This window comes from Aeromonas sp. PS2Canimalfood6 (assembly GCF_048276795.1).
GTDB classification, from domain to species: Bacteria; Pseudomonadota; Gammaproteobacteria; order Enterobacterales; family Aeromonadaceae; genus Aeromonas; species Aeromonas caviae.
In genome coordinates, this window is sequence record NZ_JBLUXC010000003.1 from 140,256 (window position 1) to 163,023 (window position 22,768).

At 60.4% G+C, this 22,768-nt stretch carries 20 protein-coding genes, 10 tRNA genes and 1 pseudogene; 10 read left to right on the forward strand and 21 right to left on the reverse strand.

All coding sequences use genetic code 11. From position 1 onward, the window contains the following. The first annotated feature begins 130 nt into the window (after positions 1-130). The 3 genes from ACNPAA_RS02680 to pbpG all read left to right on the forward strand — a co-directional run bounded on the left by ACNPAA_RS02680 (position 131) and on the right by pbpG (position 3,071). Complete coding sequence (locus ACNPAA_RS02680) at positions 131-1,423, forward strand: hemolysin family protein (RefSeq protein ID WP_029313724.1); 1,293 nt, start codon at positions 131-133, stop codon at positions 1,421-1,423. Between the two features lie 18 nt (positions 1,424-1,441). Then, a complete protein-coding gene (locus ACNPAA_RS02685; protein ID WP_010672956.1) occupies positions 1,442-2,107 on the forward strand; it encodes a DedA family protein in 666 nt (221 codons plus the stop codon). 178 nt (positions 2,108-2,285) lie between these two features. Then, positions 2,286-3,071, forward strand: coding sequence for a D-alanyl-D-alanine endopeptidase (gene pbpG / locus ACNPAA_RS02690; protein WP_370736847.1), 786 nt, complete (start codon positions 2,286-2,288; stop codon positions 3,069-3,071). A gap of 329 nt (positions 3,072-3,400) precedes the next feature. On the opposite strand, the gene ACNPAA_RS02695 is transcribed toward pbpG, so the two are convergent. The 9 genes from ACNPAA_RS02695 to alaS all read right to left on the reverse strand — a co-directional run bounded on the left by ACNPAA_RS02695 (position 3,401) and on the right by alaS (position 8,438). Then, positions 3,401-3,477: transfer RNA gene (locus tag ACNPAA_RS02695), tRNA-Arg, on the reverse strand. A 27-nt stretch (positions 3,478-3,504) separates the two neighbouring features. Then, positions 3,505-3,581 (reverse strand) — tRNA-Arg (locus tag ACNPAA_RS02700). A 27-nt stretch (positions 3,582-3,608) separates the two neighbouring features. Then, positions 3,609-3,685 (reverse strand) — tRNA-Arg (locus tag ACNPAA_RS02705). 25 nt (positions 3,686-3,710) lie between these two features. Next, positions 3,711-3,787 (reverse strand) — tRNA-Arg (locus tag ACNPAA_RS02710). Between the two features lie 94 nt (positions 3,788-3,881). Continuing rightward, positions 3,882-3,958 (reverse strand) — tRNA-Arg (locus ACNPAA_RS02715). 4 nt (positions 3,959-3,962) lie between these two features. After that, positions 3,963-4,055: transfer RNA gene (locus ACNPAA_RS02720), tRNA-Ser, on the reverse strand. Between the two features lie 212 nt (positions 4,056-4,267). Then, the gene (gene csrA, locus ACNPAA_RS02725; RefSeq protein WP_005315760.1) at positions 4,268-4,456 is read right to left on the reverse strand and encodes a carbon storage regulator CsrA; all 189 of its coding nucleotides are present in this window, start codon (positions 4,454-4,456) and stop codon (positions 4,268-4,270) included. A 93-nt stretch (positions 4,457-4,549) separates the two neighbouring features. Then, a complete protein-coding gene (locus tag ACNPAA_RS02730; protein ID WP_010672822.1) occupies positions 4,550-5,797 on the reverse strand; it encodes an aspartate kinase in 1,248 nt (415 codons plus the stop codon). Positions 5,798-5,813: 16 nt separating this feature from the next. After that, on the reverse strand, positions 5,814-8,438 hold the full coding sequence (alaS, locus tag ACNPAA_RS02735) for an alanine--tRNA ligase (protein WP_279967941.1): 2,625 nt from the start codon (positions 8,436-8,438) through the stop codon (positions 5,814-5,816). A gap of 83 nt (positions 8,439-8,521) precedes the next feature. Between alaS and ACNPAA_RS02740 the strand changes: the two genes are divergently transcribed. Further along, complete coding sequence (locus ACNPAA_RS02740) at positions 8,522-8,689, forward strand: hypothetical protein (protein ID WP_154670440.1); 168 nt, start codon at positions 8,522-8,524, stop codon at positions 8,687-8,689. A gap of 21 nt (positions 8,690-8,710) precedes the next feature. Here the strand turns inward: ACNPAA_RS02740 and ACNPAA_RS02745 are convergent, their stop codons facing one another. The 3 genes from ACNPAA_RS02745 to pncC all read right to left on the reverse strand — a co-directional run bounded on the left by ACNPAA_RS02745 (position 8,711) and on the right by pncC (position 10,895). Continuing rightward, positions 8,711-9,217: a regulatory protein RecX gene (locus ACNPAA_RS02745; RefSeq protein ID WP_103858832.1), complete on the reverse strand. Its 507-nt coding sequence runs from the start codon at positions 9,215-9,217 to the stop codon at positions 8,711-8,713. Between the two features lie 41 nt (positions 9,218-9,258). Next, complete coding sequence (recA, locus tag ACNPAA_RS02750; protein ID WP_010672819.1) at positions 9,259-10,323, reverse strand: recombinase RecA; 1,065 nt, start codon at positions 10,321-10,323, stop codon at positions 9,259-9,261. An 80-nt stretch (positions 10,324-10,403) separates the two neighbouring features. Continuing rightward, the gene (gene pncC, locus ACNPAA_RS02755) at positions 10,404-10,895 is read right to left on the reverse strand and encodes a nicotinamide-nucleotide amidase (protein ID WP_029313644.1); all 492 of its coding nucleotides are present in this window, start codon (positions 10,893-10,895) and stop codon (positions 10,404-10,406) included. Positions 10,896-11,094: 199 nt separating this feature from the next. Here pncC and ACNPAA_RS02760 point away from each other — a divergent pair, with 199 nt between their 5' ends. Both ACNPAA_RS02760 and mutS read left to right on the forward strand, forming a co-directional pair. Further along, positions 11,095-11,502: a Spy/CpxP family protein refolding chaperone gene (locus ACNPAA_RS02760; protein ID WP_417891577.1), complete on the forward strand. Its 408-nt coding sequence runs from the start codon at positions 11,095-11,097 to the stop codon at positions 11,500-11,502. A 263-nt stretch (positions 11,503-11,765) separates the two neighbouring features. Continuing rightward, positions 11,766-14,336, forward strand: coding sequence for a DNA mismatch repair protein MutS (gene mutS / locus ACNPAA_RS02765; RefSeq protein ID WP_029313643.1), 2,571 nt, complete (start codon positions 11,766-11,768; stop codon positions 14,334-14,336). 70 nt (positions 14,337-14,406) lie between these two features. Here the strand turns inward: mutS and ACNPAA_RS02770 are convergent, their stop codons facing one another. Both ACNPAA_RS02770 and ACNPAA_RS02775 read right to left on the reverse strand, forming a co-directional pair. Beyond that, positions 14,407-16,005 (reverse strand): BCCT family transporter, encoded by a 1,599-nt coding sequence (locus ACNPAA_RS02770; RefSeq protein WP_049636524.1) that lies wholly within the window; start codon positions 16,003-16,005, stop codon positions 14,407-14,409. A gap of 9 nt (positions 16,006-16,014) precedes the next feature. After that, a complete protein-coding gene (locus ACNPAA_RS02775; protein ID WP_010672814.1) occupies positions 16,015-16,542 on the reverse strand; it encodes a hypothetical protein in 528 nt (175 codons plus the stop codon). Between the two features lie 163 nt (positions 16,543-16,705). On the opposite strand from ACNPAA_RS02775, the gene ACNPAA_RS02780 reads away from it, so the two are divergent. Further along, a complete protein-coding gene (locus ACNPAA_RS02780) occupies positions 16,706-17,185 on the forward strand; it encodes a MarR family winged helix-turn-helix transcriptional regulator (protein ID WP_113978659.1) in 480 nt (159 codons plus the stop codon). A 170-nt stretch (positions 17,186-17,355) separates the two neighbouring features. Here the strand turns inward: ACNPAA_RS02780 and ACNPAA_RS02785 are convergent. The 6 genes and pseudogenes from ACNPAA_RS02785 to plsY form a co-directional block, all read right to left on the reverse strand. Further along, positions 17,356-18,396, reverse strand: a pseudogene (locus ACNPAA_RS02785) (IS3 family transposase); the annotation flags it as partial. A gap of 98 nt (positions 18,397-18,494) precedes the next feature. After that, a tRNA-Asn gene (locus tag ACNPAA_RS02790) sits at positions 18,495-18,570 on the reverse strand. An 8-nt stretch (positions 18,571-18,578) separates the two neighbouring features. Further along, positions 18,579-18,654 (reverse strand) — tRNA-Phe (locus ACNPAA_RS02795). 3 nt (positions 18,655-18,657) lie between these two features. Continuing rightward, positions 18,658-18,733: transfer RNA gene (locus ACNPAA_RS02800), tRNA-Thr, on the reverse strand. Between the two features lie 52 nt (positions 18,734-18,785). Beyond that, a tRNA-Phe gene (locus tag ACNPAA_RS02805) sits at positions 18,786-18,861 on the reverse strand. A gap of 47 nt (positions 18,862-18,908) precedes the next feature. Then, on the reverse strand, positions 18,909-19,571 hold the full coding sequence (gene plsY / locus ACNPAA_RS02810) for a glycerol-3-phosphate 1-O-acyltransferase PlsY (RefSeq protein WP_052815398.1): 663 nt from the start codon (positions 19,569-19,571) through the stop codon (positions 18,909-18,911). Between the two features lie 171 nt (positions 19,572-19,742). Here plsY and folB point away from each other — a divergent pair, with 171 nt between their 5' ends. The 3 genes from folB (at position 19,743) to ACNPAA_RS02825 (ending at position 21,223) form a co-directional block, all read left to right on the forward strand. Beyond that, positions 19,743-20,114, forward strand: a complete 372-nt coding sequence (folB, locus tag ACNPAA_RS02815; protein ID WP_010675798.1) for a dihydroneopterin aldolase — start codon at positions 19,743-19,745, stop codon at positions 20,112-20,114. Next, positions 20,114-20,623, forward strand: coding sequence for a 2-amino-4-hydroxy-6-hydroxymethyldihydropteridine diphosphokinase (folK, locus tag ACNPAA_RS02820; RefSeq protein WP_041211771.1), 510 nt, complete (start codon positions 20,114-20,116; stop codon positions 20,621-20,623). The genes folB and folK overlap by 1 nt, the downstream gene beginning before the upstream one ends. A gap of 117 nt (positions 20,624-20,740) precedes the next feature. Then, on the forward strand, positions 20,741-21,223 hold the full coding sequence (locus ACNPAA_RS02825; protein ID WP_042864868.1) for a YbaK/EbsC family protein: 483 nt from the start codon (positions 20,741-20,743) through the stop codon (positions 21,221-21,223). A 9-nt stretch (positions 21,224-21,232) separates the two neighbouring features. On the opposite strand, the gene mdtD is transcribed toward ACNPAA_RS02825, so the two are convergent. Further along, the gene (mdtD, locus tag ACNPAA_RS02830) at positions 21,233-22,621 is read right to left on the reverse strand and encodes a multidrug transporter subunit MdtD (RefSeq protein WP_010675801.1); all 1,389 of its coding nucleotides are present in this window, start codon (positions 22,619-22,621) and stop codon (positions 21,233-21,235) included. Between the last annotated feature and the right edge of the window lie 147 nt (positions 22,622-22,768).

A 22,768-nucleotide genomic window follows, 5' to 3' on the forward strand; every position in this document is an offset into this window, starting at 1 on the left:
CGCGGTTTTATCCCTCCCGCCGGGGCGATATTCAAAAATTCACGAGCCAAATCACCTCCTTTCACAAGCGCAGAGCCCGCAAATTCATTACACTGCCAGCGGTCTTTTCTATCGGGAGTGCTGCTGCAGTATGGAAATATTGATCCTGTTTGGATTGATTTTGCTCAATGGCGTCTTCGCCATGTCGGAAATCGCCATCGTGACGGCACGCAAGGCACGTCTCGCCAAAATGGCGAGCGAAGGGAGCCGCTCCGCCGCCATCGCCCTCAAGCTCGGGGAAGATCCGACCCATTTCCTCTCCGCCGTGCAGATCGGCATCACCAGCATCGGTCTGCTCAACGGTATCTATGGCGAGTCCCTGCTGGCCCAGCCCTTCGCCCTCTGGCTGCAGGAGTGGGGGCTCTCCCCCAAGAGCAGCAGCCTGCTCGCCACCGTCATCGTGGTCGTGCTGGTCACCTATCTCTCCATCGTGGTAGGGGAGCTCGTGCCCAAACGCCTCGGACAGCTCAGCGCCGAGCGCATCGCCTGTCTGGTAGCCCGCCCCATGCTCTGGCTGGCGACCCTGACCCGTCCCTTCGTCTGGTTGCTCTCCGCCTCCACCAACGCCAGCCTGCGGCTGCTGCGGGTCGATCAGCGCAGCAGCAACAACGTCACTCAGGAGGAGATCCACGCCATGCTGGTGGAGGGCTCCGAAGCGGGGGTGATCGAGGACCATGAGCACACTATGTTGCGCAACGTGTTCCGCCTCGACGAACGCAGCCTGGCCTCCCTGATGGTGCCGCGCAGCGACATCCGCTATCTGGACCTGTCACTGCCGCTGGAAGTGAACCTCCAACGTCTGGTGGAGTATCGCCACAGCTTCTTCCCTGTCTGTGACGGCAGCCTGTCGGATCTCGTCGGCATCCTCAACGTCAGCAAGGTGCTGCACGCCTACATCAAGGGAGAGCCCATCGATCTGGCGGCGCTGACCCAGGACGGCAGCCTGCTGCCGGAGACCCTCAATGGCCTGGAGCTGCTCAACCACTTCCGTACCCACTCCGAGCACATGGTGCTGGTGGTGGACGAATATGGCGAGCTGCAGGGGCTGGTCACCCAGCAGGATCTGCTGGAAACCCTGGCCGGCGACTTCCAGCAGGAAGATGGGGAGGACAACTGGGCCTTCCAGCGCGCCGACGGCAGCTGGCTGCTCGACGGCCTCATTCCGCTGCCAGAATTGAAGGACTGTCTGGAGCTGGTTCGTCTGCCGGAAGAAGAAAAACATCACTATCACACCCTTGGAGGGCTTATCATGCTGCTCCTTGGCCGCCTTCCCCAGACCGGAGACCTGGTCACCCTGGAACAGTGGCAACTGGAAATCGTGGATATGGACGGCCTGCGCATCGACAAGGTACTTGCCATGCCCTTGACCGACCAACCCAGCTAACCTGCGGAGTTTGCATGTATGGAGCAGTTTTACCACCTGGCTCACGCCTTTATGCATCAGGATCTGGCGACACTCTCTGATCCCAAGATGGTCTTCATGGTCTATGTCGTCCTGCTGACCTTCCTGGTGCTCGAGAATGGCTTTATCCCCACCGCCTTCCTGCCAGGGGATACCCTGCTGATCCTGACCGGCGTGCTGATCTATCAGGGGGTGTTGCCGATGGCGGTGGTCCCGCTGCTGATCATGGCGACCTTCGTCGGTACCTGGCTTGGCTACATGCAGGGGCGTTTCCTCGGCCACACCCGGATGTATCACAGGCTGATGTCCCATCTCGATGACAAGCACAAGGAAAAGGTGCACTACCTGCTCAACAAGTACGGCATCATCACCCTGATCACCGCCCGCTACATCGCCTTCGTGCGTACCGCCTACCCCTATATCGTCGGCGCCAACGAGATCCCCCAGGGGCGCTTCCTGGTGGTCAACCTGATCAGCTCCATCATGTGGATCTGCCCCCTGGTCGGGCTGGGTTACTACCTGAGCCACACCAAGCTGGCCGCGCAGTATGAGTCCCAATTTCTCAGCGTCATTCTCTACCTGCCGGTCGTGCTGCTGGTGGGCGGCCTCATCGCTCTGGTCTGGCGCTGGTGGAGCAGACGCAAGCCCGGCGTCTCCAGAGAGTGAGACAAACCACAGGGTCGCCCACAGGCGGCCCTTTTTTATGGAAAATAGTGGCGAATTCCCCCTGCTCGCTCTTGTAAAGCAGGGACAAAAATGAGTGAATCTAGCGCCTTTTTTCGCTGTGGATGGAGTTGGTTGTATGGGGTGTTGGATTCGCGCAATCGCGCTGGTAGGTGGATTGATGGGACTGCTGGGTTCGCAGACAGCCCTGGCGACCCCCAACCCGGCCAAGCTGCAGCTCAAATCGGGCAGTGCCCTGGTGATGGACGTCAACACCGGCAAGACCCTGTATCAGAAAAACCCCACCCGGGTGCGCCCCATCGCCTCCCTCACCAAGCTGATGACGGCGCTGGTGGTGCTGGATGCCCGCCAGAACCTCAATCAGACCCTGACCATCGATCAGAACGACAGGGACAACATCAAGCACACCTATTCACGGGTGCGCATGGGCACCCAGGTCAGCCGCCGCGACGCCCTGCATCTGGCGCTGATGTCCTCCGAGAACCGCATGGCCTCGGCGCTTGCCCGCCACTACCCGGGGGGTCGCCAAGCCTTCATCCGCGCCATGAACAACAAGGCCAGACAGCTCGGCATGCGCAACACCCGCTACTATGACTCCACCGGTCTCTCCACCCGCAACGTCTCCACCGCCCAGGATCTGGCCAAGCTCCTCTCTGCGGCCTATCGACAGCCGCTGATCCGTGAATTCACCCAGGACACCAGCAGGGAGATGCGTTTTCACAAGCCGGCCTACAGCCTGATGTTCAACAATACCAACCCCCTGGTGAAGAACCCGGACTGGGATGTACGCCTCTCCAAGACAGGCTATACCGACGAGGCGGGCCGCTGCCTGCTGATGCGTGCCAAACCGGATCGTCAGGAGCTCGCCATCGTACTGCTCAACTCGGTGGGCAAACGCACCCCTGTCGGGGATGCCAACCGCATCCGCAAGTGGCTGAAAAGCTGATTCTCTCAACGAAGACATGAAAGGATGCCGCGGCATCCTTTTTTATTGCCAGCCAAACGCCTCAGCAGGCCGCCAGAGGGCGCCAGCCCCGTACAGCATAGATGCGCATGGTTCGGGCCCCCAGGTCGCCACAGGCACGGCCACGGGATGCGTCAGCAGCCTGCCAGGCAAGACACGTGGAGAGTGGTGACCCGGGGGCACGTGCAGCAAGGGGGAACCGTCCCCCGTGGGAGCGTCAGGGAGAAGGACACGAGAAAGGCAACCCCATGATGGGGAGGAGGATATCGCCCATAAAAAAACAGCCCCGACTGACGTCGAGGCTGTCTGTATGGTGCGCCCGAGAGGATTCGAACCTCTGACCACCTGGTTCGTAGCCAGGTACTCTATCCAGCTGAGCTACGGGCGCTCACAACTTGTTGCACTGCTTGAAATATGGTGCGCCCGAGAGGATTCGAACCTCTGACCACCTGGTTCGTAGCCAGGTACTCTATCCAGCTGAGCTACGGGCGCTCATAAATTGTTGCACAGCTTTAAACATGGTGCGCCCGAGAGGATTCGAACCTCTGACCACCTGGTTCGTAGCCAGGTACTCTATCCAGCTGAGCTACGGGCGCTCATAAATCATTGTATTGCTTGAAATGGTGCGCCCGAGAGGATTCGAACCTCTGACCACCTGGTTCGTAGCCAGGTACTCTATCCAGCTGAGCTACGGGCGCCCTGTTTTCAAACGATAAAAAAAGCTTACTCAACAGTAAGCCTTCTTTAGTGCCGACTTGCTGATGGTCAACACATGACTCCAAGAGTCAAATATGGTGCGCCCGAGAGGATTCGAACCTCTGACCACCTGGTTCGTAGCCAGGTACTCTATCCAGCTGAGCTACGGGCGCAAAATGGCGGAGAAGGGGGGATTCGAACCCCCGATGCGGGTATAAGCCGCATACTCCCTTAGCAGGGGAGCGCCTTCAGCCTCTCGGCCACCTCTCCGTTTGCGGGGCTGATAATACTTCACAGGGATTTTTAGTCAAACACTTTTTTGGAGAAAACAGAGCGTTCGCTCAGCATTTGGCCAAAGAGTGGAATATTCAAGCAATATCGACACTTACCCAGTAGTTACGCGCTCTGCAGGCCGATTTGCAGGCCCCTGAAAAACAAAAGGCGACATCCGGGATGTCGCCTTCAGGCAGCCATGAAATGGCTTAGAAATTCGGTTGGCCCGGGACTTTCTCGGCCTGTATCCGCATGTAGATCTCTTCGCGGTGTACGGAAACCTCTTTCGGTGCATTCACACCGATACGAACCTGGTTCCCTTTTACGCCCAGTACGGTAACGGTTACTTCGTCACCAATCATCAGGGTTTCCCCTACACGACGAGTCAAAATAAGCATTCGCTTGCTCCTGTATCCTGTTTTGTATTTATATCGATATGCGCCATTATCTTACAAAGATACCGATATGGTAAATGGTTGAAACTAAATCAATCAGGGATTGTTTCCCAAGGGCTGCTCATGAGGCTCTTGATCCAACCCGAACGCCGAGTGCAACGAACGCACGGCCAGCTCCAGGTACTTCTCGTCAATCACCACGGATATCTTGATTTCAGAGGTGGAGATCAGCTGCATGTTGATCCCTTCCTCACCCAATACCTTGAACATGGTGCGCGCAACACCAGGATGATTCCACATGCCGACCCCGACGATGGAGACCTTGGCGATCTCTCCGTTGCCCTGCACGCAGGCGGCCCCCAGCTCGCTGGCGGTCTCCTCCAGCAAGGCGCGGGCCCGGCGATAATCATCGCGATTCACCGTGAAGGTGAAATCGGCGGTGCCATCCCCCATGGTGTTCTGCACTATCATGTCGACATCTATGTTGGCGTCGCTGATCGGATTCAGGATCTGCGCGGCCACGGTCGGCCTGTCCGGCACACCCAGAATGGTCAGGCTGGCCTCGTTGCGATTGAACGCAATGCCGGATACCAGGGGTGCTTCCATCCTCTCACCTCCATATGTGATTAAGGTTCCCTCTCCGTCGACGAAACTCGACAGCACCCTTAGCGGCACGCGGTACTTGCCCGCGAACTCGACCGAACGGATCTGCAACACCTTGGCACCGAGACTCGCCATCTCGAGCATCTCCTCGAAGGTGATGGTATCGAGGCGACGCGCCTTGGGCTCGATGCGCGGATCCGTGGTATACACCCCGTCCACATCGGTAAAGATCTGGCACTCATCGGCCTTGATGGCCGCAGCCACGGCCACCGCGGTGGTATCCGAACCCCCTCGGCCCAAGGTCGTGATGGCATTGTGCTCATCGCGCCCCTGGAAACCGGCAATCACCACCACCTTGCCGGCACCGAGTGCGGCTTCCACCTGCTCGGTGTCGATACGGGTGATGCGCGCCTTGCCATAGGCGGAATCGGTGTGGATGCGGACCTGATCACCGGTCATCGAGACTGCGGGGCAACCGCGCTTGTTGAGCGCAATCGCCAGCAGTGCAATGGTGACCTGCTCACCGGTGGAGATCAGCACATCCATCTCGCGCCGGTTGGCATCCTGGTCCAGCTGCTGGGCCATGCCCAGCAACCGGTTGGTTTCGCCCGACATGGCTGAGACCACCACCACCACGTCATGTCCCTGGGCACGGGTCAGTTGAACCCGCTCAGCAACTGCCTCGATCCGCTCCAGCGTGCCGACCGAGGTGCCACCGTACTTCTGTACATAGAGTGCCACAGATCACCTCGCCCGCTTACAGGCGCTCTTCCAGCCAGGAGTGAACGGATTGCAGCGCCGCTGGCACCGCCTCAGGCTGGGTACCACCCGCCTGTGCCATGTCGGGACGACCACCGCCCTTGCCACCCACCTGCTGGGCCACCAGATTGACCAGCTCACCGGCCTTGACCTTGCTGGTCAGGTCATTGGTCACGCCCGCGATCAGGTTGACCTTGCCATCACTGCTGGTTGCCAACAGCACGACACCGGATTTCATCTGGTTCTTCAGCTCGTCCAGCATGCCGCGCAGGGATTTGGGGTCGACCCCTTCCAGGGCGGCAACCAGTACCTTCTGGCCATTGATGTCGATGACCTGGCTCAGCAGGTCGTTACCCGCCTGCGCCGCCAGCTTGGCCTTGAGCTGTTCCAGCTCGCGCTCCATCATCTTGGCCTTGTCCAGTACCTGGCGCACCTTGTCGGCGATGGAGAACTGATCGCCCTTCACCAGCGCGGCGGCCTCTTCGATCTGTTCACCCAGCTGGTGCATCAGATCGATGGCGCTCTTGCCGGTGACCGCTTCGATACGACGCACGCCAGCCGCGATGCCGCTCTCGGCAATGATCTTGAAGAAGCCGATGTCACCGGTGCGCTTGGCGTGAGTACCGCCGCACAGCTCGGTGGAGTAGTCGCCCATGCGTACCACACGCACATCGTCTTCATATTTCTCGCCAAACAGCGCCATGGCACCGGCTGACTTGGCCTCTTCCAGCCCCATCAGCTGGGTGGCCACCTCGTGGTTGGCACGGATCTGGGCGTTGACGAGCTCCTCGATCCGGCGAATGGTCGCCATGGTCAGCCCTTCGAAGTGGGAGAAGTCGAAGCGCATGCGCTCGGCGCCCACCAGGGATCCTTTCTGGGTCACGTGCTCACCCAGCGCCTGGCGCAAGGCCGCGTGCAGCAGGTGAGTCACGGAGTGGTTAAGGGCGATGGCCTGACGACGGTCGCCATCGACCACGGCCTCGACCTCGGCTCCCTTCTCCAGGGTACCCAGTTCCAGATAGCCCTTGTGGATGATCGCCTTGCCCGCTTTCTGGGTGTCGGTGACGGCGAAGATGCCGTCATCCACCTTGAGGATGCCGCTGTCACCCACCTGACCGCCGGACTCCGCATAGAAGGGGGTCTCCGCCAGCACGATCACGGCCTCTTCACCAGCGATGAGGCCATTGACCTCGACACCATCCTTGTAGATACCGACCACCTGAGTGTTCTGGCTCAGCTGTTTGTAACCGGTAAAGGGGGTCTCGAAATCGAGCTTCAGCACGTCGTTGTAGTTCACGCCGAAACTGGAAGCCTCTTTCGCGCGGGCGCGCTGCTTCTCCATCTCGGCCTTGAAGCCCTCTTCGTCGATGCCGATCTCGCGCTCGCGCACCACATCGGCGGTCAGGTCGGCCGGGAAGCCGTAAGTGTCATAGAGCTTGAACACCACTTCACCCGGGATCACCTTGGCATCACCGAGGTTGGCCAGGGCGTCTTCCAGCAGCAGCAGACCTCTGTCCAGCGTGCGGACGAACTGCTCCTCCTCGATGCGCAACACTCGCTCGACCAGCGGCAGCTGGGCGATCAGTTCCGCCGCCACATCCTTCATCTGCACGGCCAGCTCGGCAGCCAGCTTGTAGAAGAAGACGTCGGTAGCACCCAGCTTGCGGCCGTGACGCACGGCGCGGCGGATGATGCGGCGCAGCACGTAGCCGCGACCTTCATTGGAGGGCATGACACCGTCAGCCACCAGGAAGGCGCAGGAACGGATGTGGTCCGCGATGACGCGCAGGGACTGGTTGCTCAGATCCGTGGTGCCGACAATCTCGGCCGCCTTCTTGATCAACGCCTGGAAGATGTCGATCTCATAGTTGGAGTGCACCCCCTGCATGATGGCGGAGATACGCTCCAGACCCATGCCGGTATCCACGGACGGACGGGGCAGCGGCTCCATGGTGCCGTCAGCCTGACGGTTGAACTGCATGAAGACCACGTTCCAAATCTCGATGAAGCGGTCGCCATCCTCGTCCGGTGAACCGGGAGGGCCACCCCAGATGTGATCGCCGTGGTCGTAGAAGATCTCGGTGCAGGGACCGCATGGGCCGGTATCGCCCATGGCCCAGAAGTTGTCGGATGCATAAGGAGCACCCTTGTTGTCACCGATGCGCACGATGCGATCGGCCGGCACGCCGACCTCTTTTTCCCAGATGTCGAAGGCTTCGTCATCAGTCGCGTAGACGGTCACCAGCAGGCGCTCTTTGGGCAGCTTGAGGGTACCGGTCAGGAATTCCCATGCAAACCGGATGGCGTCCTGTTTGAAGTAGTCACCGAAGCTGAAGTTGCCCAGCATCTCGAAGAAGGTATGGTGACGGGCGGTATAGCCGACGTTTTCCAGGTCATTGTGCTTGCCGCCAGCCCGCACGCAACGCTGGGCCGTGGTGGCACGGTGATAGGCACGCTTGTCGGCGCCAAGGAACACGTCCTTGAACTGGTTCATCCCTGCGTTGGTGAACAGCAGGGTCGGATCGTTGTGCGGTACCAGCGAGCTGGAAGAGACAACCTGGTGTCCCTGGGTGCGGAAATACTCGAGAAACGCAGCGCGAATCTCTGACGTGGACATGTACATGGAAAATCCTGCTTGATTCGAATACGGACTTTTAACCGCATTAATGTAAGTTTTCTGCAGGGTAAAGTAAAACGTGGGGACCCTTGACGGGTGAAATAGCCCCCAAGGGGCCAGCGTTTGGCAGCAGCACCCGCAAGGACGTCACAACAGGGGAGCTTCGGGATGCCTCGCTCGACCACAGGGCCGCCATCGACAGACCCGGCGAAGGGCTGATATTCCCCACCAGCCGCACCGCACACCAGTTGCTATAGATGTTCAACCTCGGCGCGCCACTATTGCTCACCTTGCATGGCTGAGAGGGCGTAACGGGCTTGTTCCTGGGTAAAACCACGCCCCATCAGATATTTGAGCCACTTCATGCGCAGTTTGAAGTCGGCAAGGTCGGTCGCCTTTGCCCGACGCGACAACAACGCAAGCGCCAGTTCGAACCAATCAAGCTCGGGTTGATCCAGGGCCGCCTCGATCTGGGTGTCTTCCAGCCCCTTGCGGCGCAGGTCGAAGCGGATCCTGAGCGGACCATGGCCTTTGGCCGCACCAGCACGCACCGCCATGGCACCGTAACGATCGTCATTGACCCAGCCATAGCCACGGCAATGGTCGAGTACAACGGCGACCACCTCCTCCTCGAATCCCTTCTGACGCAGGCGTCTGGCCAGCTCGGACTCCGCACTTTCGCGGCGAGCAAGACTGCGCATGGCAAAGGCGCGGGCGGCGGCGACCAGCTCTTCAAAGGTCAATTCGACGGGCTCGCCCGTTTCGTTCACTGATTCATCCACCATAAACAACAAGGCCGGGTATCAACCCGGCCTTTCCTCATTCCTTATTCGAACTCTTGTTCGTTTTCGGCTTCAAACTCGTCGTATTCTGCAGCCGTGGCCTTCTCTTCCACCGGCGCAGCGCCGGAGAGCAGCAGCTCGCGCAGCTTCACTTCCACCTCGGCAGCCAGTGCCTTGTTTTCGGAGAAGAGCTTCATCACGTTGGCTTTGCCCTGGCCGATCTTTTCGCCGTTGTAGCTGTACCAGGCCCCCGCCTTGTCGATCAGCTTGTGCTTGACGCCGAGATCCACCAGCTCGCCCTCCTTGGAGATACCGGCACCATAGAAGATCTGGAACTCAGCCTGCTTGAAGGGTGGCGCCACCTTGTTCTTGACGACCTTGACGCGGGTTTCGTTGCCGACCACCTCGTCCCCTTCCTTGATGGCGCCGGTACGACGGATGTCCAGGCGCACGGAGGCGTAAAACTTCAGAGCGTTACCACCGGTGGTGGTCTCCGGGCTGCCGAACATGACACCAATCTTCATCCGGATCTGGTTGATGAAGATGCACAGGCAGTTGGCGTTCTTGATGTTGGCGGTCAATTTACGCAGCGCCTGGGACATCAGACGAGCCTGCAGGCCGACATGGGAGTCACCCATTTCGCCTTCGATTTCCGCTTTCGGGGTCAGGGCCGCCACGGAGTCGACGATGATGACGTCGACGGCATTGGAGCGCACCAGCATGTCGCAAATCTCCAGTGCCTGTTCACCGGTATCCGGCTGGGAGATGAGCAGGTCGTCAACGTTGACGCCCAGCTTGGCGGCATAGATAGGATCCAGTGCGTGCTCCGCATCGACGAAGGCACAGGTCTTGCCCTTCTTCTGGGCTTCGGCGATCACCTGCAGGGTCAGCGTAGTTTTACCGGAGGATTCCGGACCGTAGATCTCGACGATACGACCGCACGGCAGACCACCGATCCCCAGCGCCACGTCCAGAGAGAGAGAGCCGGTGGAGATGGCTTCGATATCCATGGTCTTGCTGTCGCCCAGACGCATGATGGAGCCTTTGCCAAACTGCTTTTCGATCTGGCCCAGCGCAGCCGCCAGTGCCTTCTGTTTGTTCTGATCCATGCCAATCTCCGCTGGGAATCGTGAGTAAGAAGTGAAGTTGGGCTAAGTATACTGTTTATGCATACAGTATCAAGCCCAATTTATTTGAGCAGTGCCAGGAGTCCGGACAAGGCCTGTCTGACCGCCTGCTGGCGCACCTGATGGCGATCCCCATCGAAACGGGCAAGCAGGGAGTGGTGACGACCGGTACGATCTGCCCAGGCAAACCAGACAGTGCCGACCGGTTTCTCCTCGCTGCCACCACCAGGCCCGGCGATACCGCTGATGGCCACGCAGATACCCGCATCGGAGCGGGCCAGGCAGCCCCGGGTCATCTCCAGCACCACGGGTTCGCTGACGGCGCCGTGGCGCAACAGGCTGTCGATGCTGACGCCGAGCATCTGCTGTTTGGCTTCGTTGGTGTAGGTCACGAAACCGCGATCGAACCAGGCAGAGCTGCCGGCAGTATCCGTGATGGCAGTGGCAACCCCGCCGCCGGTGCAGGATTCCGCCGTGGCGGCCAGCCAGCCTCTGGCCAGCAGTGCCTCGCCCAATTCCCGGGATAAGCGGGAGATCTCTGCTTCAAGTCCCATCATCGCGTCCTCTTCCGGCCTCTTCCAGGCGAAATATGGCGCTCATTATGCAGTTGCCCCGCTCCTCGGGCAACCGACCCCGGGGCCACTGCGTCAGCAAGTTGTCGTCGCTTAAGCTCCAGTACATGGCTGCTCGTTATCATGTTCCAACACCGCCATGCATGCGGTTTCCATCCCATCAGACCAAGGAGAAAGCCGGATGATGCATCCGTTCAACGTCGCCATGACAGCCCTCGCAATGTGTATCGCCACCCATGCCTTTGCCACCGAGGGCACCGCCGAGCTGCAGAGCGAGACCTCCCTGGCCCAGGAGCTGAACCTCTCCAGCGCCCAGGTGGAGCAGATCAAGGGGCTGCGCGAGCAGGCCACCAGGGAGCTGGGCTCAATCAAGCTCGATGCCATCGGCCAGGACGTCATCGTCAACATGATCAAGTCCGGCAAATGGGATGAAGTGGCGGCGAGAAAGCAGTTGCAGACCATCAGCGACGTACAGGCCGAGGCCCGCTACCATCGCGCCCACTACCTCTTCGAGGTGAGCCGGGTGCTGACGCCCGAGCAGAAAGCCAAGCTGCACGAGATGCTGAGTGGCGGCGAGGCCATGTACTAAGGGCGACACTCTCCCCGTCTCTCCCATCCCCGCATCCGTGCGGGGATGCTATTTCTCCTCCCCCATGCCTCTTTTCGGCCAGGCTCCCCCCAGGCCACTCTGGTCAGCATCATCCGGATGCACAGATCCGCGACGGGATGCCGGCTTTGCCCCCAAGACGGAGATTCCTCCTCACCATCTTGCCTCGAGCATGTAGAATGGCCCCCAGATTCAGACCCATGACGGCAGACGTTTGCCCGCAAGAGCACCTTCTGGAATAGCACATGACAGCACAATACCAAGCGCCAGGCGCCAACTTGAGCGCCCACACCCCCATGATGCAGCAGTATCTGACTCTCAAGGCCGAAAACCCGGAGATCCTGCTGTTCTATCGCATGGGTGACTTCTACGAGCTCTTCTACGACGACGCCCGCAAGGCCTCCCAGCTGCTCGACATCTCCCTGACCAAGCGCGGCCAGTCGGCCGGCAGCCCCATCCCGATGGCCGGGGTGCCCTATCACGCCATCGAGGGGTATCTCGCCAAGCTGGTACAGCTCGGCGAATCGGCCGCCATCTGCGAGCAGGTGGGGGATCCCGCCACCAGCAAGGGGCCCGTGGAGCGCAAGGTCATTCGCATCATCACCCCGGGTACCGTCTCCGACGAGGCGCTGCTCAGCGAACGGCAGGACAACCTGATCGCCGCCGTCTACCACGATGGCCGCCGCTTCGGTTACGGCACCATGGACATCGGCTCCGGTCGCTTCTTCATCAACCAGTTCGAGAAAGAAGAGACCCTGCTGGCGGAGCTGCAACGCACCAATCCGGCGGAGCTGCTCTACCCCGAATCGTTCGCCTTCCTGCACCATGTCGAGGGTCGCCGCGGTCTGCGTCGCCGCCCGGAGTGGGAGTTCGAGCTCGGCACCGCCCGCAAGCTCTTGTGCCAGCAGTTCGGCACCCAGGATCTGGTGGGCTTTGGGGTCGAGCAGAGCGAGACCGCCCTGTGCGCCGCCGGCTGCCTGATGCAGTACGTGAAAGACACCCAGCGCACCGCCCTGCCCCACATTCGCAGCGTGCGCCTGGAGCAGCCCGATCATGCGGTCATCATGGATGCCGCCACCCGCCGCAATCTGGAGCTGACCCAGAATCTGGCTGGCGGCCACGACAACACCCTCTCCGCCGTGCTCGATTGCACCGCCACGCCGATGGGCAGCCGGCTGCTCAAGCGCTGGATCCATCAGCCGATCCGCGACCGGGTGATCCTCAAAGGTCGCCAGAGCACCATCAAGGAGCTCATCGAGCAGAACCTCTATGACGAGTTGGGCGGATTGCTGCGCCAGGTCGGTGACGTGGAGCGGGTGCTGGCGCGTCTCGCCCTGCGCAGTGCCCGCCCGCGCGATCTGACCCGGTTGCGGCAGGCTTTCGCTCAGCTGCCCGAGTTGCAGCGGCTGCTGGCGGAGAGCGAGCACGAGGCGGTGCAGCAACTGCGCGAGCGGGCGAGCACCTTCCCCGAACTGTTCGACCTGCTGGAGCGTGCCGTGATGGAGGTGCCGCCGGTGCTCATCCGCGATGGCGGCGTCATCCGTGAAGGGTTCAATCAGGAGCTGGACGAGCTGCGGGATCTGGCCAACGGCGCCACCGCCAGCCTGGCCCGCATCGAGGAACGGGAGAAGGCGCTCACCGGCATCAACACTCTCAAGGTGGGCTACAACAAGGTGCACGGCTTCTATATCGAGGTGAGCCGTGCCAACAGCCACCTGGTGCCGGCTCACTACATCCGCCGCCAGACGCTGAAAAACAACGAGCGCTACATCATCGATGAGCTGAAGAAGTACGAGGACAAAGTGCTCACCGCCCAGGCCCAGGCGCTGGCGCTGGAAAAACGTCTCTACGAAGAGCTGCTCGACGCCCTGCTGCCCCACCTCGGCGATCTGCAGGAGTCTGCTGCCGCACTGGCGGAGCTGGACGTACTGGCCAACCTGGCGGAGCGGGCAGAGACCCTCGACTATCGCTGCCCCACCCTCATCGACGAAGATCAGATCCTCATCGAGGCGGGCCGCCATCCGGTGGTGGAGCAGGTGATGACCGACCCCTTTATCGCCAACCCCATCCGGCTGGAGCGGGAGCGGCGGATGCTGATCATCACCGGCCCCAATATGGGCGGTAAGTCCACCTACATGCGCCAGACTGCGCTGATCGTGCTGCTGGCCCATATCGGCGCCTTCGTGCCCGCCGACAGCGCCCGCATCGGCCCCATCGACCGCATCTTCACCCGCATCGGGGCGTCGGATGATCTCGCCTCCGGCCGCTCCACCTTTATGGTGGAGATGACCGAAACCGCCAATATCCTCAACAACGCCACCGCCCGCAGTCTGGTGCTGATGGACGAGATTGGCCGCGGCACCAGCACCTACGACGGCCTCTCCCTGGCCTGGGCCTGCGCCGAGCAGCTGGCGAGCAAGATTGGCGCCTACACCCTGTTCGCCACTCACTACTTCGAGCTGACCCGCCTGCCCGAGCTGATGAGTGGGCTGGCCAACGTCCACCTGGATGCGGTGGAGCACGGCGACACCATCGCCTTCATGCACGCGGTGCAGGAAGGTGCGGCCAGCCGATCCTACGGCCTGCAGGTAGCGGCGCTGGCCGGGGTGCCGAAATCGGTGATCCACCAGGCCCGCCACAAACTGCACGAGCTGGAGAGTGCCACTCCGGTGGCCGCCGGCGAAAGCCGTCCGGCTCCGGTAACTCTCGCCCCGCAACCCCATCCTGTGGTGGAGGAGCTGGCAGCAGTTCGCCCGGACGAGCTGACCCCGCGCCAGGCCCTTGACCTGCTCTATCGACTCAAGCAGATGCTGTAGCTACCGACCGCCGAACAGGCATGAAAAAGGGGAACCGCGAGGTTCCCCTTTCGTTTGACCGAACCTGTCATCAGCCCGGACCGATGCGATCCATCAGGCTCAGATTGACCGACCCCGGATGGCGCTTGAGCTTCTGCCTGTATTCGAACTGGTGCTGGCTCTCCTGTTTGAGCCCCTGCATCAGGGAGTAGCACATGGCCAGCATGATGACCGAGAAGGGCAGCGCGGCGATGATGCTGGCGGCCTGCAGGGCGGCAAGCCCGCCGGAGACCAGCAGAATGGCCGCGACCAGCCCCTGCCCCAGTCCCCAGATGGCACGGTGCAGCACGGGGGGATCCTGGTCGCCGATGGAGAGCAGCGTCGTAATCACGAGCGTGCCCGAGTCGCTGGAGGTGATGAAGTAGGTGCAGATAAGCAGGGTCAGCACCCCCTTGGCAATCCAGCCGAAGGTCTCCCAGTGCAGCAGTTCCACCGTCTTGTAGAGCGCCATGGTGACATCCTGATTGACCGCTTCCACTACGCCGCCGCCACCGAACAGCTCCAGGTTCATGGCAGTCCCGCCGAACACGGTGAGCCAGAACATGCCGAGCAGGGAGGGCACCAGCAGAACACCGAGCACGAATTCACGAATCGTGCGGCCCTTGGAGATGCGGGCGATGAACATGCCGACAAAGGGTGCCCACGCGATCCACCAGCCCCAGTAAAATGCGGTCCAGCTAGACTGCCAGGCCGAGGTACCGTTGGCTTCGGTATTGGTCCAGAAGCTCAGCTTGACGATGTTCTGCAGGTAATCACCGATGTTCTGCACATAGGCGTTGAGTATGTAGGTGGTCGGCCCCAGCACCAGGAAGAGGCCCAGCACGAACACGCTCAACCAGATATTGAGTTCGGAGAGGATCTTCACCCCGCGCCCGACGCCGGAGATGGCCGACAGGGTGGCAATCAGGCTGATGCCACCGATGAGCCAGAGCTGGTTCGCTTGTGACACGCCCATGCCGAACATCTGATTGAGGCCGGTGTTCATCTGGGAAACTCCCAGCCCAAGGGAGGTCGCCACCCCGAACACGGTACCGAACACCGCCAGCACGTCGGCGGCATGGCCCCAGAAGCCGTAGATGCGATCGCCAAGAATGGGGTAGAGCACGGAGCGGATGGCCAGCGGCAACTTGCGCCGGTAGCTGAAGAAGGCCAGCGACAGGCCGACGATCACATAGATGGCCCAGGGGTGCAGACCCCAGTGGAAGAAGGTGAGGCGCATGGCGATCTGGGCCGCTTCCGGCGTCATACCTTCGGTGATGAAGGGGTTGCCCTGCAGGTGATACATGGGCTCGGCGATACTCCAGAACACCAGGCCTATGCCCATGCCTGCGCTGAACAGCATGGAAAACCAGGCAAAGTAGCCAAACTCCGGTACCTGGTCGTCGTCGCCCAGCCGGATGCTGCCAAAGCGGCTGAACATCAGGTAGACGGCGAAGAACAGGAACAGGGCGACCACCAGGATGTAATACCACTTGAAGCCAGCAATGATGGTGTCCTTGGCCCCGGTAAACCAGGTGCCTGCGGTATCCGGATCAAAGACGCCGAACAGCAGGAAGAGGGTCACGACGGTCAGGGCCGTCATGGCCATGGTGGGATTGAGGCCTTTCAAAAGCCCTTTGGTTGCTCGCATCGGGCCTCCTTAGTCGTTGTTGAAAAAGTCTTCACCCACGTGATCGCCGGCACCGCCGATGGCGCGATAGGCCAGACGACCTGCCACCTGCTCACGGTGATCCACCAGGGTCACCGACGGCTGGCCGTTCACTGCGTGGCGTTTGCCGAGGAAGATAGCCATGGGCACCCCCAGATTGGAGACACCGCTGGTGATCCAGAGGCGGTTGAAGTCATAGGAGCCACCGATGAACTCCAGCTGTGCCAGCCCATTGTCCAGACCCGCCAGATAAAAGTTCATGGCACTCTCGTCGGGGAAGAGGTGAACCAGCACATAGGCATAGCGCAGCTCATTGACCAACTCCTTTAGACTGAAAGAACCTGTGTTGCTGCAAGAGAGCGGCAGCTCACCATCGTAGTGGTGTACCTTGAGGTTGTTGGGGTCCTCGTCATAGGCAGGTTGATAACGCACAAATGCTGCGGTGTCCGGCAGTTCATAGCGAACTCTGACCACACGCAGGTCGGCAACCAGGGACTTGATATCCAGGTCGTCATGCATGATTTCACTCCTCAAATATCGGGTTGGAATGGGGCAATTGTCCGATAACCTAACACAATATTCATTAGAGCTAAAACCATTACATCAAAAACCATATTGACCTTGTTATGGATTAGGCGGAGAATTTCGCGCCTCTCCACAGCCCTGCGATGACCCAGACCCCATGGAAAAACATGATGAAGTGCTGATCGCCCTGCGCCAGATCATCCGTGCCATCGACATGCACTCCAAACGCTTGATCAAGGAGGCCGGCCTGACCTCGCCTCAACTCCTGCTGCTCAAGGGCATCGACGAGCTTGGCCAGATCTCCATGCGCCAGTTGGCGGATCACACCAACATGAGCCAGGCCACCGCCACCACCATCATGGACCGGCTGGAGAGCCGCCAGCTGGTACAGCGCATTCGCAGCGAAACCGACAAACGCAAGGTGCATGCAACGCTCACTGACTCGGGACGCGCCCTGCTTGCCCAGGCTCCGACCCCCTTGCAGGAGAGTTTCATTCAACGTTTTCAGGCGCTGGAGAACTGGGAGCAAGGGTTGTTGCTCTCATCCCTGCAACGCATCTCCGCCATGATGAATGCCGACGGCATCGATGCCGCCCCCGTGCTGAGTGTCAGCCCCCTGACCGAAGAGCGGGCCTGAAATCCTGAAGTCCGTTTACATGTTTTCAGTTAACTTCTGGCACTCAGAACCCGATGTACCGCATCGGGGATTCTGCATTGCGAGGCCTAATGCGATCATTCTAGGTTATAACTACCCACCACCTTATGCACCATCTTCCTCGTCTACACCAGGTCCTACGGGCTTTGCTACAGCAACTCTCCTTTCAGTATCCCGTTCACCCGCTCTGCCAGCGCATTCTGATAACAGTCATACCCATCAGTCATCGAGTACTGTACTCCGTACCGTTCATACAGCGTCTGATTCAAGCCTGAGCAATACTGCACCCTGCCGTCCGAGTGATGGATAAACTCCCCGCTGCCACGCCGTTGCTTCAGTGCTCTGCGCCATCACAACCAACTCAGCATGCATCCCTTCGTGCACGTGATGCCCCGCTATCTTACGCGAGCAGGCATCCGTCACCAGGCTCAGGTAGAGTGGCCCGCTCTTTGCCGGCAGGTAAGTGATGTCGGCAACCAAGACCTGCCCTGGCGCCACCGCAGTGATTTTCACCGGGCCGGGTTTGAGCAAGTTGGGATGGCGATAGAAACGCTGAAAACTGTGGAGCGTCTTGTGATAGGCCCGTTTGGGCTGCACCAACAGACGGTGCTCGGCCAATATCCTAAACAGTCTGTCCCACCAGACCGTCAGCCCAGCATCGTCTTGGCCCTGCAGCAGATAATGCTACTTGTGGATGCCCACCCGTAGTGAACTTTGCGCACAAAGCTCACTACCTGCTGCCCTTGTGCATGACGCAGGTCGGCGACCCGATTGCGATTGTAGTCAGCCTAACGGTTTATTCCGAGGAACCAGCAAGCACTGAAGATGGTCAGCTTTTCGACATACCGCTGCGAGAGAGCTTACCAGGTCGTTTTTTACGATTGAGGCGCCTTCAAAGAACTGAGCCTCCAGGCTCATCTGCGCCAGCTACTCGAGCTCCTTGATACGCTGTTCAGACATTTGGTTGCCGGGATCAGGCATGATGTGATCCTGCCAGCTCTAATCGATGCTCCCTGGCTCCAACCCTGCAGACCATGCTTATGCAACCATACCAGAATGGTCGAATTGCCCTGAATGCCATATTGGAATTGTGTCTACTGGTAGGTGAGTTCACCTTTTTCAATCTGCTCGACCAGGGACAATTTAAACCTCAGTGAGTAATCGCGCTGTGTGCGTTTCACACCTTGTCCCATCGAGATCTCCATCTATTCGGGGAAGAAGGTATAAGCCATATTCAGGACGGGGACAATGGGAAAAGAAAAAGCCCAGCATTGCTGCTGGGCTTTTTATTTGGCTCCTCCTGCTGGGCTCGAACCAGCGACCTGCGGATTAACAGTCCGTCGCTCTACCGACTGAGCTAAGGAGGAATTATTCGTGGTGCCCAGAGACGGAATCGAACCGCCGACACGGGGATTTTCAATCCCCTGCTCTACCGACTGAGCTATCTGGGCAAATGGTGCCGGCTACCGGAATCGAACTGGTGACCTACTGATTACAAGTCAGTTGCTCTACCTACTGAGCTAAGCCGGCACACTTCAAACCATTGTGCATGAACACGTTTTTATTTCATGGCACCAAAATATGGTGCCCAGAGACGGAATCGAACCGCCGACACGGGGATTTTCAATCCCCTGCTCTACCGACTGAGCTATCTGGGCGTGGGCGCTATTAAACGGATTTTAGGGCAGGTGGTCAACGGGAAATTTCACTTTTCGTCTCGTTCGTCTCTTTTTTGCGCAGCATCATCCATTTTCATCACTTCTGCTGGCGGGACCGCTCCCCGGCGCCCCCAGAGGCGGGACTCCTCCCCCTTGAGCAGGCGGGTAATGTTCTCGTGATGACGGATCAGGATGAGACAGGAGAGCAGGGAGACCGGCAACGTGTATTCCGGTTTGAGCAGATAGGTAAAGAGCGGAGTCAGCAACACGGTCACGATGGACGCCAGTGACGAATAGCCGCTCACCAGCAGCACCAGCAGCCAGGTGGTGATGACGGCGCCCCCCATGGCAAAGCCGATGGGCAGCATGGTACCGAGGGCGGTGGCGACGCCCTTGCCGCCACGGAAGTGGAAGAAGAGGGGGTACATGTGGCCCAGACAGGCGGCCACCCCGATAAAGCCGAGGTAGACGGGCTTGATCTGCAGATACCAGGCGAGGTAGACGGGGGTCATCCCCTTGAGGACGTCGAGAAGCAGTACGATCAGCGCCGCCATCCGGCCGCCGAGGCGCAACACATTGGTCGCCCCCGGGTTGTGGGAACCATGGTCACGGGGATCCGGCAGACCCGTGATGCGGGAAACCAGCACGGCACTGGACAGCGAACCGCCCAGATAGGCCAGAATAATCATCAAAATCGTCAGGGCCGTCATCTTGGTCGTTTTTACCACGATATGAATGGGGTATGATGCGGGCCACATTCCCAGGCCCGGGCTTGCCCGAAAGCGTGTCGCCCAAACCGGCCGCCAGCGGCAATCTGCTTGCCGGGCCTGCATCCCTGCGCTGTTTTCACAGCCCATCAAGAGTAAAGAAGAAGTACTGTCATGGACAAGGTGTTTATTCGCGGACTCGAGGTTTTGACCACCATAGGGGTATATGAGTGGGAGAAGGGCATTCGCCAGAAGCTCTGTTTCGACCTCGAGATGGGGTTTGACAATCGCCCAGCCGCCGCAACCGACGATATCAATCTGGCGCTGGATTACGCCACCCTCTCTCGCAAGATCTGTGATCACGCCCAGGGCAAGATAGTGGAGCTGGTCGAGACCATGGCCGAGCAGGTCGCCGCCCTGGTGCTGGAAGACGAGCGGGTACAGTGGGTCAAGGTGACCCTGACCAAACCGGGTGCCGTGCCCAATGCGGCAGGCGTCGGGGTCGAGATCTTGCGCCATCGCACGCCGGCTGCGAGCGCCAACTGATGACCCGCATCTATATCAGTCTGGGATCCAACATCGAACGGGAACGCCATATCCGCGCCGGCCTCGATGCCCTGCACGCCGAATTCGGCGAGTTGCAGGTCTCCCGGGTATTCGAGAGCGAGGCAGTGGGCTTCAACGGCCGCCCCTTCTACAACCTGGTGGTGGGTGCCGATACCGAGCTGCCCCTGGCGACCCTGTGCCAGCGGCTGCGCGCCATGGAGTTCGCTCACGGCCGCGAACCGGATGCCAAGAAGTTCGCCCCGCGCACCCTGGATCTCGATCTGCTGCTCTACGGCGAGCTGGTCTGCGAGACACCGCTGGTGCTGCCGCGCGGCGAGATCCTCACCAACGCCTTCGTGCTCTGGCCGCTGGCGGAGCTGGCTCCCACATTCCGCCATCCCATCGATGGTCGCACCATCGGTGAGCTGTGGGCAGGTTACGACAAAGCCTCCCAGCGCCTTGACCCCATTCCCTTCCACTGGAAAGCGGGCGAATTGCAGCATCACTGAACGACAAGGGCACCCTCGGGTGCCCTTGTTGATGACTCCGCTGATGACGGATAAGAAACGGTGATTGGGCCTGCGCCGGTGCAAGTGGCAGGATGACCGCCATCACAGGAGAACCCCATGCCACTCGATGCCATTCACGACTTCAACCGTCAGTTGCTCACCGACCTGCCCCACCAGCGCTTCGAGCACGAACCCATCCTCGATTACGCCACCGACGAGCGGGTCAAGGCTCGCCTCGGCTGGCAGGCCGAGTTCAGCAAGACCCTTTTCCTCAAATTCAAGGATGGTCGCTTCGCCCTGCTGCTGACCCACAGGGACGGCCGGCTCGACAGCAAGGCGGTCAAGGCGGCGCTCGGTGCCAAACCCTCCATCTGCACCGCTGACGAGATGCAGACCGAGATTGGCTGCCTGCCGGGAGCCGTCTGCCCCTTCCTGCCACGCGCCGACATCCCCCTGCTGGTGGATCCCGTGCTCATGAATCACCATGCCTTTACCTGGACGCCGGGCCACCCCGAGCAGACTTTCCTGCTGGAGACCACCCACCTGGCCGGACTGCTGGCCCGATTACCCTGCGACGTGAGCTACCTGCCCGCCCCCTGAGCCTGGGACTCAGCGCTTTTCCCGCGCCAGCTGGGCGAAGATCAGCGCCGCCAGCATGGACATCAGGCCGATGCACAGATAGGTGAGGTGGAACCCCTCCAGCCAGCGGCCACTCTCCTCGGGCTGGCCGATGGAGAAGAGTCCCAGCAGGCTGGCGGCGATGGCCACCCCCAGGCTCATGGAGAGCTGCATCACCACCGACAGCAGACCGTTGCCGCTGCTGGCGTGCTCGCTGCTGAGATCCTGCAGGGTCAGGGTGTTCATGGCGGAAAATTGCAGGGAGTTGATGGCGCCAAAGACCGCCAGCCACACCAGCAGTACGCCGTGGGGCACCTGGTTGTCGATGAAATAGAAGCTCGCGATCATGGCCCCGAGCGCCAGGGTGTTGCCGATCAGGATGCGGCGATAACCGATGCGCGGAATGAGCTTGTTCACCAGCGTCTTGGTCAGCATGGCGCCGATCACCGTGGGGATCATGGTCATCCCCGCCTTGCTCGGGGAGAAGCCGAGCCCCAGTTGCAGGAAGAGCGGGGTGAGAAACGGCATGGCGCCGCTGCCGAGGCGGGCAAACAGATTGCCCCAGATACCGATGGCGAAGGTGGACGTCTTGAACAGCGCCAGACTGAACAGGGGCTGCTCCGCCGTGGCGGCATAGAGCCAGTAGCTCGCCATGGCGGCCAGACCGAACAATACCGCAAACAGGGCCCAGCCGGTTGAGATGCTGTGCTCCCCCAGGCCTTGCAGACCGACGGATACCAGCACCATGCCGACACTGAACAGCACAAACCCCTGCCAGTCAAACCTGGCGGTGTGCTGGCGAAGGTCGGGCATGAAGTGCCAGCTCGCCACGAAGCCGAGCAGGCCCACCGGCAGGTTGATGAGGAAGACCCAGTGCCAGCTCGCCACCTCCACCAGCCAGCCCCCCAGGGCCGGGCCGATGAGGGGGCCGAGCAGACCGGGGATGGTGACGAACGACATCACCCTCAGCAGCTCATGTTTGCTGTAGACCCGCAGCACCGCCAGACGCCCGATGGGCATCAGCAAGGCCCCCCCGACCCCTTGCAACACCCGGGCGATCACCAGCATGGGCAGGGTGTTGGCGATGGCACAGGCCAGGGAACCCAGGGTAAACAGCAGGATGGCGACCAGATAGACCCGGCGGGTGCCGAATCTGTCCGCCAGCCAGCCGGAGGCGGGAATGAGCAGGGCCACCGTCAGCATGTAGGCGATGATGACGGACTGCATCTGCAGCGGACTCTCGCCCAGGGCCTCGGCCATGCTGGGCAGGGCAGTGTTGAGGATGGTGCCATCCAGGGTCTGCATGAAAAAACCGACCGCTGTCAGCCAGGGCAGCCATTTGCGCTGGGCGGGCGTCACCATCGGGGAGCTGTCAGGCATGGTTCTGTCTCTCCTCATCACATAAGAAAATCTATGGTCACCCCCTTTTTTGCAACCTTGATTTCGGGTGTTGTGGTTGGCTTGCTTAAATCTATCCGGCGTCTTGATGGAGAATGTTCTCCGCGCCACGATGAGAATCGCGCCTGA